Source organism: Janibacter sp. CoH_79_TC_3, assembly GCF_058197955.1.
In genome coordinates this window covers 148900-162718 of the sequence record NZ_JBXWIV010000004.1, presented here as the reverse complement: position 1 = coordinate 162718, position 13819 = coordinate 148900, and the positions used below count along the sequence as shown (strand labels likewise).

At 42.7% G+C, this 13819-nt stretch carries 13 protein-coding genes; 10 read left to right on the top strand and 3 right to left on the bottom strand.

The window, feature by feature from the left end:
* The first annotated feature begins 60 nt into the window (after positions 1 to 60).
* Positions 61 to 555 carry a DNA polymerase III subunit chi gene (locus AC2FA3_RS05865; protein WP_490508750.1) on the top strand — a complete coding sequence of 165 codons (495 nt, stop codon included), beginning with the start codon at positions 61 to 63 and terminating at the stop codon, positions 553 to 555.
* A 194-nt stretch (positions 556 to 749) separates the two neighbouring features.
* Complete coding sequence (gene sstT / locus AC2FA3_RS05860) at positions 750 to 1952, top strand: serine/threonine transporter SstT (protein ID WP_490508749.1); 1203 nt, start codon at positions 750 to 752, stop codon at positions 1950 to 1952.
* Positions 1953 to 2152: 200 nt separating this feature from the next.
* On the opposite strand, the gene AC2FA3_RS05855 is transcribed toward sstT, so the two are convergent.
* Positions 2153 to 2479, bottom strand: a complete 327-nt coding sequence (locus AC2FA3_RS05855) for a chaperone modulator CbpM (RefSeq protein ID WP_490508748.1) — start codon at positions 2477 to 2479, stop codon at positions 2153 to 2155.
* Positions 2480 to 2591: 112 nt separating this feature from the next.
* The gene (locus AC2FA3_RS05850) at positions 2592 to 3578 is read right to left on the bottom strand and encodes a DnaJ C-terminal domain-containing protein (RefSeq protein ID WP_490508747.1); all 987 of its coding nucleotides are present in this window, start codon (positions 3576 to 3578) and stop codon (positions 2592 to 2594) included.
* Between the two features lie 458 nt (positions 3579 to 4036).
* Here AC2FA3_RS05850 and AC2FA3_RS05845 point away from each other — a divergent pair, with 458 nt between their 5' ends.
* The gene (locus tag AC2FA3_RS05845; protein WP_490508746.1) at positions 4037 to 4399 is read left to right on the top strand and encodes a septal ring lytic transglycosylase RlpA family protein; all 363 of its coding nucleotides are present in this window, start codon (positions 4037 to 4039) and stop codon (positions 4397 to 4399) included.
* 103 nt (positions 4400 to 4502) lie between these two features.
* Here the strand turns inward: AC2FA3_RS05845 and AC2FA3_RS05840 are convergent, their stop codons facing one another.
* Complete coding sequence (locus AC2FA3_RS05840; protein ID WP_490508745.1) at positions 4503 to 6509, bottom strand: ATP-binding cassette domain-containing protein; 2007 nt, start codon at positions 6507 to 6509, stop codon at positions 4503 to 4505.
* Between the two features lie 300 nt (positions 6510 to 6809).
* Here AC2FA3_RS05840 and AC2FA3_RS05835 point away from each other — a divergent pair, with 300 nt between their 5' ends.
* The 7 genes from AC2FA3_RS05835 to mpl all read left to right on the top strand — a co-directional run bounded on the left by AC2FA3_RS05835 (position 6810) and on the right by mpl (position 13441).
* Entirely contained in the window at positions 6810 to 6992 is a 183-nt protein-coding gene (locus tag AC2FA3_RS05835; RefSeq protein ID WP_490508743.1) for a hypothetical protein, read from the top strand.
* Between the two features lie 58 nt (positions 6993 to 7050).
* Entirely contained in the window at positions 7051 to 7431 is a 381-nt protein-coding gene (gene erpA, locus AC2FA3_RS05830) for an iron-sulfur cluster insertion protein ErpA (RefSeq protein WP_490508742.1), read from the top strand.
* 372 nt (positions 7432 to 7803) lie between these two features.
* Positions 7804 to 8160 carry a roadblock/LC7 domain-containing protein gene (locus AC2FA3_RS05825; protein ID WP_201545135.1) on the top strand — a complete coding sequence of 119 codons (357 nt, stop codon included), beginning with the start codon at positions 7804 to 7806 and terminating at the stop codon, positions 8158 to 8160.
* A 293-nt stretch (positions 8161 to 8453) separates the two neighbouring features.
* Positions 8454 to 10028 carry a glutamate--cysteine ligase gene (gshA, locus tag AC2FA3_RS05820; protein WP_490508740.1) on the top strand — a complete coding sequence of 525 codons (1575 nt, stop codon included), beginning with the start codon at positions 8454 to 8456 and terminating at the stop codon, positions 10026 to 10028.
* A gap of 70 nt (positions 10029 to 10098) precedes the next feature.
* Positions 10099 to 10611: a disulfide bond formation protein B gene (locus tag AC2FA3_RS05815; RefSeq protein ID WP_490508739.1), complete on the top strand. Its 513-nt coding sequence runs from the start codon at positions 10099 to 10101 to the stop codon at positions 10609 to 10611.
* A gap of 485 nt (positions 10612 to 11096) precedes the next feature.
* A complete protein-coding gene (locus AC2FA3_RS05810) occupies positions 11097 to 11717 on the top strand; it encodes a copper resistance protein NlpE (protein WP_490508738.1) in 621 nt (206 codons plus the stop codon).
* Positions 11718 to 11941: 224 nt separating this feature from the next.
* Positions 11942 to 13441: a UDP-N-acetylmuramate:L-alanyl-gamma-D-glutamyl-meso-diaminopimelate ligase gene (gene mpl, locus AC2FA3_RS05805; protein ID WP_490508737.1), complete on the top strand. Its 1500-nt coding sequence runs from the start codon at positions 11942 to 11944 to the stop codon at positions 13439 to 13441.
* The last annotated feature ends 378 nt before the right edge of the window (positions 13442 to 13819 follow it).

The window sequence follows — 13819 nt, the reverse complement described above, 5'->3', positions numbered from 1 at the left end:
TTATAGATAATCTATTGCTGAAAAACCAATTTATGCAGAACAATTTATGAAAATGAATTTATGAACATCAGCTTTTATGTTTTAAGTGAGAGTAAAGCCCAAGATTTCTTGGGCTTTATTTGTCAGCTCACCCAAACGGCGCTCAATAGAAGCACTCAGTCGTTATTGATTCTTATCGAAAAAGAGGATGAGTTGCTATCGACGCTTGATGAGGCATTGTGGTCACAAGATGCCGTCAGCTTTATACCGCATCAGCGACTTCTGGACGCTACTATTGCTGACACTGATGATGTTAATGAGACTGTTGACGCACCTGTTAACAATGAAATATTAGCACCCGTTTTACTGGGCAGCTATATGCCAGCGGATTTTAAAGGTATTGTCCTAAATACCACCATCCATCCCGTTAATACTTTTATGGCGGCGACCAATAATGCTCAGCCTAGCCGCGTACTTGAGCTCATAAAACCCGACCCTAACAGTATGCAAGAAGGGCGGCATAAATATAAAGCTTATCAACAATTAGGCTATGAGCTGACACACTTCAAGGTTTAAGCTATAAAACCTCTTTATTTTTGTCTAAAAAAGCGTTTCTACTTTTCTCATACCGCACTTTTTCTTAGCCCTATATGCCTAGGCAGCTATGGGTTAAAGATAGGCGTTTCTCTTAAAAAAATGCTACCATCCTTCGATTGCTTTTAGGTTTCATAAAAAATCTCATATTTATTGACTAAGTCGAGGGTGTATAGATGCGTTCATTGATTGCGATGTACCAGCGTATAGGGTTGGTGCCGCTCATTATTATCGGTTTAATATTAGGTGTTTTGATTGGCTGGCTGGCACCAAATGTTGGCATTGCGTTAGGATTATTAGGGACGCTATTTGTCGGGGCGCTAAAAGCGGTCGCGCCGATACTGGTATTTATCTTGGTCATGGCAGCCATTAGCCAACATCGCAGTGGCAATGAGGTGTATGTCAAACCCGTACTGATTATGTATATGTTCGGCACTTTTTTAGCCGCCCTAACGGCAGTTGGCGCCAGCTTTTTATTCCCAACAGATCTGATATTGGTCAACGCCACCATTGAGCAAGTACCGCCAGCGAACCTTAAAGAAGTATTGACCAACTTGCTGATGAATTTGGTCGCCAATCCGGTCAATGCTATCGCCGAAGCCAATTATATTGGTATTTTGGCTTGGGCAATCATTATAGGTTTCGCCTTGCGTCAAGCCAGCGATACCGCGCGTACGGTAGTCGGTGATTTTTCTGATGCCATCTCGCAAGTGGTCAAATGGGTAATCGCTCTAGCGCCGTTTGGTATTTTAGGCTTGGTTGCCAATACGGTCGCTGAGACAGGCTTTGCCGCGCTAGCAGGTTATGCGCGCATCTTAATGGTACTGGTTGGTTGTATGATATTTATCGCTTTGGTCGTCAATCCAATGATTGTCTTAGTGAAGACCGGCAAAAACCCTTTTCCCTTGGTATTCACCTGCTTACGTGAGTCAGGTATTACGGCATTTTTTACCCGTTCATCAGCTGCGAATATACCGGTTAATATGAACCTTGCGCGTAAATTAGGTCTACACGAAGACACTTATTCGGTCACCATTCCACTGGGCGCAACCATTAATATGGCTGGCGCGGCAATTACGATTAACGTCTTAACACTTGCGGCAGCGCATACGCTTGGTATCGAAGTAACCTTTGCGTCAGCGTTACTACTAAGTTTGGTAGCAACGATTAGTGCTTGCGGCGCTTCTGGTGTCGCTGGAGGCTCATTACTATTGATTCCATTGGCAGCGAGCCTATTTAGTATTCCAAACGACATTGCCATGCAAGTAGTGGCGATTGGCTTTATCATCGGTGTGATACAAGACTCGGCAGAGACCGCACTAAACTCTTCTACAGACGTCTTGTTTACCGCGGCCGCTGATCCAAAATATGCGCGTTAATTTTTAACTAAGCAGCTTGTTTTCAAGTATTTTCTATAAATAATAAAGGGTCTCATACTAGAGACCCTTTTTTTGTGCTAAATAGTAGGTGATTCATTAATTTAAACAGTCATTTTAAATAGTTGCATTAAATAGTGGCTTCAAATAATGGTTTTAAATAACGGCTTTAAACATTTGCTTCAAACGAGTGTTTTAAACAGTTACTTTAAATGATCGACATCGACTTCGATCACTGGTGTTTGCATGTCGAGCTGGCGCTTAAATTGACGTAGCTGCTCAACCTCATCTAATAACTCCAGTATCAGACCAATCGCCGGCACGCTAGCTTCAAAGTCGCGGCTCAGGCGTGAGGCACGGCGCACAGTGGTCAATTGATAACCGGTGAATTGTTGGCGCTCTGGCACATCATATTCGATGATATTTTCTTCAATCAATTCGATGACCCATTGGCGTTCTTGACCACAGGCAGATACGAGCTCATCTAAGCTCAAGATAATATCGGTAAATTCAGGCGAGTGTTTCATCATGATTATCCTCGTTTGCTTTTTATTTTATCGTTATCGTATGGTCTTTATCTCTATTGCAGGGTTTGTAGTCATTACTTTTTCACGTCATTTTGCTATTTGTTAATCGACTTGTTTAACGGCTGATACTGGTGTCAGCAAAAGCTTCTTTAAGCTGCTCATAAGCTTTGGTAGCGGCCTCGCTGCTGATATCAGGGTTAACGATATTTAAGGTTAAATATAAATCTCCTGCTTGTTTAGCAGGAATGCCCTTACCTTTTAAACGCAGATTATTGCCAGATTTACTGTTTTTAGGAATCGTCACGCCAAGCGTCCCTGCTGGGGTACTGACGTTGATTTTTTCACCGAGCGCTGCTTCCCACGGCGCTATATTAACGGTTTGATAGACATCAGCGCCTTCAATACGAATATTATCGGGGTGACGAATCTTCACCTTTAAAAATAAATCGCCATTTTTACCACCGCCAATACCCGCTGCACCTTGTCCCGCTAGACGAATTTGTTTGCCATCGGTGATGCCTTTTGGAATCTTAATTTTCAGCGTTTTATTGTCGTAATCGACACTACCGTTGGCTTGACGCGTAGGTACATTTAATTTAATGCTGTAATCGTCACCGTCATATACCGACGCCAAATCAACCGTAATTTCTGCATGCTGGTCTTGACCCTTACTATCTTGCGCGCCAAAACCGCCATACTGTGACTGACTAGCTGATTGTCCACCTGCCCCGCGACCAAAGGCGGAAAAAATATCATCGAAGCGAAAACCGCCATCGCCATAAGCTTCGCCTTCGCCAAACTGACCTTTAATATCTTCCCAGCGGTAGCCACCTTGTCCGCCCGCTGATTGCCCGCCGAATCCACCCGCACCAGCTTGACCGGCAAAGGGATTGTTGAGCATGGCATCGTATTCCGCCCGCTTGTCTTTGTCTCTAATAGTTTCATAAGCGTTGTTGATTTCTGCAATTTTATTATCCGCGTCGGGAGCGTCACTGACGTCAGGATGATATTGACGCACAAGCTTACGATATTTCTTTTTAATGTCAGCATCTGTGGCGTCTTTTTTGACCCCTAAAATGTCGTAATAATTTTTTTCTGCCATGTTATTTTTCCTCAATATAAAAGCACGTTGATAAGAAATGCTATGCCAATGTAAACGAGATGATGGGGAAGTTTATTTAACGGCGACATAACAGATTGCCATTATCATCTAGTAATCATGATAACAATAATAAAAGCTCGTACCGTTAGATAAATATTACCAGTACTGTCGCCCACTATTAAACCCATCACTCATCGTATAAGTGTAAAGGCTATGTATATAGGACATCATGGGGATTTTATGAATAAAATTAAATAGATAGCATCGTTGTCTAAGATAGATAAATCTAAAAATTTTAGAAAAAATAGCACGCTTTGACCTTAAGAGTTCTTTTACACGCCTGTAATAATATAACAAGCTCCTTCTTGTAAGATACTTTCATTATTTGTACTCACAGGGAGTATGGATAACATAGGCAAGAATATCTGTCTATCTCATCAATAGCATACAGGTTTTAAATGTCTTATTTTATCAAGTCTTTAGTCATCACTTTATCGCTGCTGCTCAGTACCACCGTTTTTGCCGGCAATACCAGTTACTATGGTAGTAAGTTCCATGGCAAACGTACCGCAAGTGGCAGCATATTCAATATGAATTCTCTGACCGCTGCGCATAAAACGTTACCATTTGGGACCAAAGTAGAAGTAACCAACAAAAAGACAATGCAGAGCGTGATTGTAAAAATCACAGATAGAGGACCCTTTATTAAAGGTCGTATTCTGGATTTATCAAAAGCTGCTGCTGGTCAAATAAACTGCGAACTTTGTACGACTACCATGAAGATACTCTCTTATGGTGATGGTAAATATCGTATGCAATAAGCACATAAAATACTAAAAAGGGAAGGCTTAAGCCTTCCCTTTTTTATGACTAGATTTTATCTCTTAGTTTTTATTAAAACTAAGAGATAAGCGTCTTGTAGTGCTAGCCTACACTGGCTTCCATTTCTTCTAAGGTCGTCATCGCCAGCAATAACTTTTCTTCATTATCGCTATGCTGCTGCTGTAGCGCCGTTTGCTCATTCAGTAATTTCATTAAATCAGCTTTACGGCTTTCTTCATAAAGCTCAGTATCTGCAAGCTTTGTCTCAAGAGTCGATAACTTCTTGTCAATATCAGCCAACGCTTTTTCTGTATTCTCAATATTGCGGCGAATAGGCGCAGTTAATTTACGTTGTTCAGCGGCTAATTTGCGCTGCGCATCTTTACTAAGCGCAGGTTGAGACTCGTTATTGCCCACTTGCTGATTGGCCTGACTATCATTAGTTTCACGTGAAACAAACTTCTTGCTTTCCTTTTTGCTCTTTTTCTTACTATTGCTTTTATCGGGCGTATTTTCTTGCTTACGTTTTTCAGCCAGCCATTTACCATAGTCGCTGATGTCGCCATCGAATTCTTCGATTATACCGTCATGAACCAAAAACAGCTCATCACAGACGTTGGCAATCAGCTCGCGGTCATGCGATACCAGTACCACTGCCCCTTCAAATCCTTGCAAAGCGATGGTCAAAGCCTGACGCATTTGTAAGTCCAAATGGTTGGTTGGCTCATCGAGTACCAGCACGTTCGGACGTTGCCAAACAATCAACGCTAGCGTTAAGCGCGCACGCTCGCCACCGGAGAATAGCTCGCTTATGGTATCTATACGGTCACCACGGAAATCAAAGCTACCTAAAAACGAGCGTAACATCGCATCAGACGTTTTGCCTGCTAAGCGGCGTAACATCTCTATCGGGGTTGCCTTAGGATCAAGGATATCCATTTGATGCTGGTTAAAGTAGCCAAGCTTTAAAGTATCTGAAACGTTATAGCTACCCTTTAATACACCAAGCTCACCGACCAAGGCTTTAATCAATGTCGATTTACCAGCGCCATTCATCCCAAGTAGTCCGATACGCGTATCAGGAGTCACTTGCACATTGGCATTATAAAGGAGCGGCGTGTCGCTATAGCCAATATCTGCATCGGTCAGCTCAATCAATGGCGAGCTCATATTCGCTGGCTCATAGAAGCGGAAAGAGAACGGGTTGTCCGCCATCATCGGTGACAACTCTGCCATGCGCTCAAGCTGCTTGATACGGCTCTGCGCTTGCTTTGCTTTACTGGCTTTGGCACGGAAGCGACGAATAAAGTCGTCTAAATGCGCTTTGGTCGCTTCTTGCTTCTCAAATGCTTGCTGCTGCTGCGCCATACGTTCATGACGGGTACGAATAAACTGCTGATAGTTACCGGTATAAAGGGTGATTTTTTGCTGCTCAACGTGCAAGATATGACCGACGGTATTGTCCAAAAACGTTTGATCATGCGAGATAACGATGACCAAACCGGTAAAGGCATTAATCCACGTCTCAAGCCAAAGAATGGCATCCAAATCCAAATGGTTGGTTGGCTCATCAAGTAGCATCAAGTCTGCACGGCTCATCAAGGTCTTAGCAAGGTTTAAGCGCATACGCCAACCACCTGAAAACCCTTCCACTGGAAGTTCATGCTGGCTGGTATTAAAACCAAGACCCGCCATAATTTGTGCCGCTTTGGTCGGCGTACGATAACCATCAATCTCATCAAACTGCTGATGTAATACGCCAATCTGATCGTCACTGACACTGCTTAAATCATTTAACGCCGCATTAATCTCGTACCACTGCTCATCACCACTTAGCACATAGTCAATAGCGGTCTGTGTGGTCGCGCCAACTTCTTGCGCCATATGCGCCACATGCCAGCTATCAGGAATACTGATTTCGCCCTTATCAAGCGTCACTTCGGTATCGCCGGTGCCCATGCGCGTCAGTAATAAGGCAAACAAGGTTGATTTACCGGTGCCGTTATTGCCCGTCAAGCCAACTTTATGGCCCGGATGTAGCTGGAAGCTTGCCCCTGCAAACAACTCACGACCATCACGGCGAACACCAACGTCTTTAAATTCGATCATATAATTTCTTCATCTCAACAATAATATAAAACTTAAGGCAATAAAAACACACGTCTGGCATGTTTACAGGCGGCTATTATTTCAAACGCTTGCCGCATAGGCAAACGATTAAATAACTATTTTAAATTCAAACCTTTATACTGCTCAAAACCGCTCGTTATCATGCTGGAGCGTGAACGATTTAAAAATTTGTTATTTAAAACTGCTATCTCGTTGCAAACGCTGCTGTCACCCTTGACAAATCAATCAATACCCCAATTATGATATACTAGTAAAACACTATTGACATCATGCAGTTAAGTGCCTAAATTTAAGCGTCGGCAGCATTGCCATTCATCAAATCGCTATGCCACAATGCAAAAACGTCGCAATGCAAAAATGAGCGCTCAACATCAGCATCTAGATGCCTTGACCAAATATAAATATTTTACCGTAGCCTATGCTTTATTAGCCGCTACTCATCAGTCGCCCTATCCAGTATAAATAGACGACCTCGCAGAAATAAAAAACAAATCATTTGATTTTAGCAACTGAGGTAGATATGAACGAATCAGCCAACCAATTTAACCCAAGCTCAAGTCAGCCCGTTGACCCAACCGCGCTGAACTTAACTGACAGTGCGGCGAAAAAAGTACGTCGCCTGCGTGAAGAAGAAGGTGACAGCAACTTGATGCTGCGTGTCTACGTGACGGGTGGCGGCTGTTCAGGCTTCTCTTATGGCTTTAACTTTGCCAATGAGCTCAATGAAGACGATGCCAATTTTGATAATGAGGATGTGACCTTAGTCGTCGATTCGCTAAGCTATCAGTATCTGCAAGGTTCTACGGTTGACTATACCGAAGGCTTAGAGGGCGCGCGCTTTATCGTCACCAACCCAAATGCCACCACTACTTGCGGCTGCGGTTCATCGTTTTCTCTTTAAGCAGGTCGAGAGAGTTACGTCATTTTAGAAGCAACCTAGTCGAGCAACATAGTGCTGTTGGGATAAAGTTAAGTACACAATCGTAAACTGAAAAGGTCGTTTTTAACCGATAATCGGGTAAAAAGTGGCTTTAATCGGTTTACGATTGTTTTTTTATGGGGATATGCTTAAATAGCGCCTTCTTTTGAGTAGCTAAACTAATCAATCCCATATTTTAGCTAATCCTTAAAAGATTTTTTGCAAAGCCACTGCTTGCGAGCCTTTTATTAAAAGATTTTTGTTAGAAGATTTTTTATTAAAGGATTTTGCTATCAAAGGCTAATGACGGCAAAACAATCCCACTCCTATCCCAAATAATTAAGGCACACCCTCATGGCTAAGTTATCACTTGATGCATTAAACGACATTGACGGCTTTATCGCAGCAGCGTTAGTAGACAGCGAATCTGGTCTAGCAATGGCCACTCTTGGCTCTGGCATCGATCTTGAACTGGCTGCCGCTGGTAACACTGAAGTGCTGCGCTCTAAGCGCAAAGTAGCAGAAGCGTTAGGTTTAAATGAGAACATCGAAGACATTCTTATTACCTTGAGTAAGCAGTATCATTTGTTACGCCCATTGGTACGTAATGACAACTTATTTTTATACCTTGTACTTGACCGTCAAAAATCAAACCTTGCCATGGCACGTCATATTCTAAAAGGTTTCGAGACTGAATTAGAATTTTCATAAGCCTGTTTTTTATTTAAAGCATTGACTCATTTACATGAAATAATGAATTTAAAGCATCTACTTGATAAGTAGGTGCTTTTTTTACTTAAGATGCGCTGATTGCAAAATTTTATTTTATCTTTTATCCAAGAAACAACCGTAGTTTAACCACAACCGAAGCTTACTGTATTTGTAATTGTGCGTGGTTTTTAGGGTAGCTTTGGGCTAAACTGACGTGAATATCTCACCCCTTTTTGCAGTCGTACAGCAATCGTGTTGCGACTGACCATAACTAATAACAACAGATGACTATTATGAGTAATTTTGCGAGCAGCTTTGTCGATTTTGAAATTCCAAACTGGTTTGATAGCAAGCATTTAAGCGGCATGCTGCGTGGTATCGAAAAAGAAGGCCTACGTGTTAAACCTGACGGGTTTTTGGCACAAACCCCGCATCCAGCCAAGCTTGGCTCTAAGCTAACGCACCCGTTTATTACCACTGACTATTCAGAAAGCTTGCTTGAACTTATCACTGATCCCAAGACTTCACCGAAAGAAACGTTGACCATGCTGCGTCAGCTGCATTTATTGGTTTACCAAGGTATGCCTGAAGGCGAGCTGATGTGGCCATTATCAATGCCGTGCATGCTATCCTCCAATGATGAAGATATTCCGCTAGCAGATTATGGCAGCTCTAATACCGGTAAGCTAAAAACCTTATATCGCAGTGGACTCGGTATCCGTTATGGTCGCCGGATGCAGACCATTGCAGGTTTACATTATAACCTGTCCTTTGGTGATGACTTATTTAGTGCATGGCAAGCGCAAACACCAAGCGCACAAGATTTGACCCTAACAGAATTTAAAAACGACAAGTACTTGGCTCTTATTCGTAACTTTAAACGTCTGACCAGTTTGTTGCTGTATTTATTAGGTGCCAGTCCCAGTGTCTGCCCATGCTTTGTGTCAGGTATCGAGCACGACCTTGAGCTGCTTAATGACTCAACCTACTATAAACCGACTGCAACCAGCCTACGCATGGGTAAGCTTGGCTATACCAATAGCGTGCAAGAACACCTTGATATCCGTTATAACAATCTACCCGAGTATGTCAAAGGGCTACGCCGTGCGATTCAAACCCCGCACGAAAGTTTTCAAAAGCTGGGCTTAAACGATGCAGAAGGCAATCCGATTCAAATCAATGATCATATTCTACAAATAGAAAACGAGTACTATAGCCCTATCCGTCCAAAACAAATTGCTGAAAGTGGCGAGAGTCCAACCGAGGCGCTTGAGCGTCGCGGTATTGCTTACGTTGAGTTTCGCGCTATCGACCTCGACCCGTATAGCGATATTGGCATTCGCTTATCTAGCGCCTGCTTTTTAGAAGTGATGGCATTGTATTGTTTGCTTAGTGATTCGCCAGAGCTAATGCCAGCAGAAGAAGAAGCGTTGGCTGTTAATTTGGAGCGCGTGGTCAACGAAGGTCGCCGTGAGAACTTGCAAATTATTAATAATGGTGACGAGCAAACCCTTGAAAGCTGGATGCTCACCCACCTAAGCCGTATGCAGCCACTGGCAGAGCTACTTGATGCACACTATGGTGGCAATGAATATCGGACGGCGGTTGCCTTGATGCAAGGTAAAGCGGGACATTCTGAGTCGACTATCTCGGCGCAAGTTAACTCAGATAGTAAGCGTTTAGGCAGCTTATGGCAGCTTGGCTTTACTTTAGCACAGCAGCATCGTGAGTCGATACTACAGCAGACTTTGAGCCCGAATACCCAAGCCAAATATGAAGTACTTGCCGAAAAATCTATCTTGCAGCAAGCTGAGCTTGAAGCAGCTGAAACCGAAGACTTTATGGATTTTTTACATCAATACCGCTAATTGTTTATTAATTTCACTATTTATCAATTTTAACCTTTATCAATAAGCACTTTATAAGAGTATTCGCCCCATGCGACAGCTGACCACTTACCGTAATCTGCAAGTGTTTTTAGTAATAATGACCGTGATAGGCATGAGTTTTGCGCTATTTTTCTTACAGCGTTATATGGGATTTTCGCCTTGCCCGCTGTGTATTTTTCAGCGTATTGGTCTGATGATTATGGGCGGCTTTGCTTTAATCGCAGCGCTGTTTAATCCAAAATCAATGGTGGTGCGTTTGCTATTATGGCTTGGGAGCTTAGCAGGTATCGGTTGGGCGGCTGTAGTCGCAGGTCGTCATGTATGGCTACAACATTTGCCTGCTGACCAAGTGCCATCATGTGGTCCCGGCTTAGATTATTGGCTTGATACCTTGCCGATGCAGCAAGTCTTAAAAGAGGTATTCGCTGGTTCTGGCGAATGCGCATCTGTTGCGTGGAGATTTATGGGTTTGAGTATCCCTGAACAATCTTTGATTTTATTTAGCATTCTGATAGTGGTGCATTTGCTGATTTTATGGCGTATCATGCGCCCTGCTCGCTAGATTATCTTTATAAACAATTTTTCTAACGGCTGTTAATCATTTCCTAACTTCTTTAATTGCGCGTCATTATTAACCAGCACTTATAACCGTCATGCTTAATTGCACTGACGGTTATTTTAGTTTTATAGCCTATAAAAGCTATTTATTTGATATTTTCACCCTATCATCACTACCCACAAACCTCCTTAGTCACTTTTACGCTTTGATATCTCTATAAGATTTATCTACCCTATTGGAATAACGATAGATTCCATAGCCCATTAATCGCATATAGACAGTGTTTTTAATGCTTATATACGATGTGATTGATTAGCTCATTTACAGTTATCACATAATTTAACGAAGTCAGGGTCGCGCGTTTTACTTATTGCCGTTAAGCTTGTCCTATTTAGTCTTTGACTATTTTTATTTTACCAATGCCTCAGTCAGTTTTCCTACTGGCAAGGTTTAGATACACTATTTAAAAAACTGTTTTTGGTAATACTATGATGAATTTCTCGCCTACTTGCTGTTTTGCGGTTACCGCTATCAGACGCTGTACGCGCCCATTGTTAGCAGTACCACTTTGTCTATTGCTGATGAGCTGTGACAGCGCATCCTCTTCTAATAATAAAACAACGCAAACTGCACCGATAAATAGTCTAGAGCAGATTGATGGGCAAAGTGATGCTGCTCAAGAGAATGATAGTAGCGATGTAGTCAATGAGGCAAATGGCAAAGAAGGTCAGTCACTTATTGCAGCGGCCAATGCAAAAGACAATACGCGCAGCTCACCGATGATTTCTACAGTGAATAGCGATAGTACTTTGCAAGCAACGTTGATGGGGGATTATGGCGGTATTGTGCCATGCGCCTCTTGCGACAATATCGATATTACTTTAAATTTATTCGCTGATGGCTCGGTGCTAAAAACCAGTGTTTTTAATGATGCAGAGCCATCCAATCCACCTTTGCTAGAATCTGGGGTTTATCGCCAAGATGACAATAAAATTACCATTGTCTACGAGAAGAAAAATATCGAAACCTATCAAATTAGAGACAATCATTTGATTATGATGGATGCCGATAAAAATCCTAATGATGACTATACTCTGTCGCGTCGCTAAGCAGACAAGTAAACAGGTTTTTGCGCAAATAAGCCAAACCAATCATCTAAATCGAGTTTCTACATAACGCCTACTTACTGGGCGTTTTTTATTGGTCATCTTATGGTGTTTACTTTACAATAAGCCCTTGTCTATTGAGCTGTCTACCGAACTGTCTGCTGCACTAATATGTGTTGCCTGACATTCAAGCTCAATTCCCTTTTTCAAGCTTGTATGGAACGTCTATGCATATTCATATTCTTGGTATTTGTGGTACTTTTATGGGCTCGCTGGCGTTACTCGCGCGCGCGCTTGGGCATACGGTTACAGGCTCGGACGCCAATGTCTATCCACCGATGTCGACCCAACTTGAAAATGCGGGCGTGACGATTGCCGAAGGTTATTTGGTAGAACATTTGCAGCCGACGCCTGATTTGGTGGTGGTCGGTAATGCGATGAAACGCGGTATGGATGTCATCGAGTATATGCTAGATAGCGGTCTACGCTATACTTCGGGGCCACAATTTTTATCTGAACAAGTGCTGCAATCTCGCCATGTCATCGCTGTGGCTGGTACGCATGGTAAAACCACCACGACAACCATGCTTGCTTGGATACTACATTATGCCGGTATTGATACAGGGTTTTTGATTGGCGGTGTGCCATTGGTCGATACCACTGATGCGCACTTACAGCAAGTCTTTGCCCATAGCAGCTACTTGGGTGCTGAAAAAACCGTTGATGGCGATGTAGAAAAAGCGGGTTACTTCGTTATTGAGGCTGATGAATACGATTCGGCGTTTTTTGATAAGCGCTCAAAGTTCGTTCATTACCGTCCACGTACTGCAATTTTAAATAACCTTGAATTTGACCATGCCGATATCTTCGCTGACCTAAACGCTATCCAAACCCAGTTTCATCATATGGTACGCATGATTCCAAGCACCGGTAAAATCATCATGCCAGCGGCGACCATTAGTTTAGAAGATACCTTGGCAAAAGGCGTTTGGACACCGATTTGGCGAACTGCTGTTCTAGATTCGTTGACAGATAATACCCACATAGAAGACAAAACGTTAAAAAATAATAGCGACTGGCAGGCTGAGCTTATCAGTGCTGATGGCGGTCAATTTAACGTCAGTTTTGTCGCGGATACTGCTGATAAAGAAGCAACAGGCGTCGTCGATTGGTCAATGAGCGGCATTCATAACGTCAATAATGCCTTGGTTGCTATCGCCGCCGCTTATGACGTTGGTGTAGATGTCAAAACCGCCTGCGCTGCCTTATCAGCCTTTGCTGGTATTAAACGCCGTATGGAGCTGATTGGCGATGTAAATGACATCTTGGTATTTGATGATTTTGCTCATCATCCGACCGCCATTGCCACCACCTTAGATGGTGCCAAGAAGAAACTGGCGAACAGACGCATTTGGGCGATTATTGAGCCGCGCAGCAACACCATGAAAATGGGTATTCATCAAGACAGCTTGGCTGAGTCCGCTGCCCTTGCCGACCATACTTTATGGTATGAGCCAACAGGACTTGAATGGGGTCTAAAGGACGTCATCGATAATGCCAAGGCTAAAAACCCGAATATCGCAAGTCAGCAGGTACTCTCTAGTACCGAGGCGATTATTGAACATATTATTACCTATGCCAAATCTGGCGATGCTATTGTCATTATGTCGAATGGCGGCTTTGAAGGGATTCATCAGCGTCTATTAACTGCGCTGCGTAACCAATAAAATGCTGCTAAAAAACTAAAAACATTGAAGTATTTCTATCTTAAAAGCGTGGTTCCGTTAAACGAACCACGCTTTTTTATGGGCGTTTTTTCTCAGTCAAATTTATAGCCAAGCTAACAGTCAAACCTACAGCCAAGCTAACAGTCAAGCTAACAGTCAAACGCATATCCAAATCAGCCGTTATTTTTATGCGCTAAATTACTTTTCTTAAATTTTCAAATTTTATCTTCTCAATTAGCCATGGCGTTAGCGACTTTACTACCTTTGTAACCTACCGTTTACCTATCTCCTCTGCTTGATAGCAAATATGGCTTTTTCCTCACACAGCCCGTACACAGATAACATTTCGTCCTTACTTTTTTTAGTAAGGAATGATTA

Bases quoted from the DNA above. Each gene is read 5' to 3' on its own strand.
- AC2FA3_RS05865 (WP_490508750.1), top strand. From the start codon at position 61: ATGAACATCAGCTTTTATGTTTTAAGTGAGAGTAAAGCCCAAGATTTC.
- sstT (WP_490508749.1), top strand. From the start codon at position 750: ATGCGTTCATTGATTGCGATGTACCAGCGTATAGGGTTGGTGCCGCTC.
- AC2FA3_RS05855 (WP_490508748.1), bottom strand. From the start codon at position 2,479: ATGATGAAACACTCGCCTGAATTTACCGATATTATCTTGAGCTTAGAT.
- AC2FA3_RS05850 (WP_490508747.1), bottom strand. From the start codon at position 3,578: ATGGCAGAAAAAAATTATTACGACATTTTAGGGGTCAAAAAAGACGCC.
- AC2FA3_RS05845 (WP_490508746.1), top strand. From the start codon at position 4,037: ATGTCTTATTTTATCAAGTCTTTAGTCATCACTTTATCGCTGCTGCTC.
- AC2FA3_RS05840 (WP_490508745.1), bottom strand. From the start codon at position 6,509: ATGATCGAATTTAAAGACGTTGGTGTTCGCCGTGATGGTCGTGAGTTG.
- erpA (WP_490508742.1), top strand. From the start codon at position 7,051: ATGAACGAATCAGCCAACCAATTTAACCCAAGCTCAAGTCAGCCCGTT.
- AC2FA3_RS05825 (WP_201545135.1), top strand. From the start codon at position 7,804: ATGGCTAAGTTATCACTTGATGCATTAAACGACATTGACGGCTTTATC.
- gshA (WP_490508740.1), top strand. From the start codon at position 8,454: ATGAGTAATTTTGCGAGCAGCTTTGTCGATTTTGAAATTCCAAACTGG.
- AC2FA3_RS05815 (WP_490508739.1), top strand. From the start codon at position 10,099: ATGCGACAGCTGACCACTTACCGTAATCTGCAAGTGTTTTTAGTAATA.
- AC2FA3_RS05810 (WP_490508738.1), top strand. From the start codon at position 11,097: ATGATGAATTTCTCGCCTACTTGCTGTTTTGCGGTTACCGCTATCAGA.
- mpl (WP_490508737.1), top strand. From the start codon at position 11,942: ATGCATATTCATATTCTTGGTATTTGTGGTACTTTTATGGGCTCGCTG.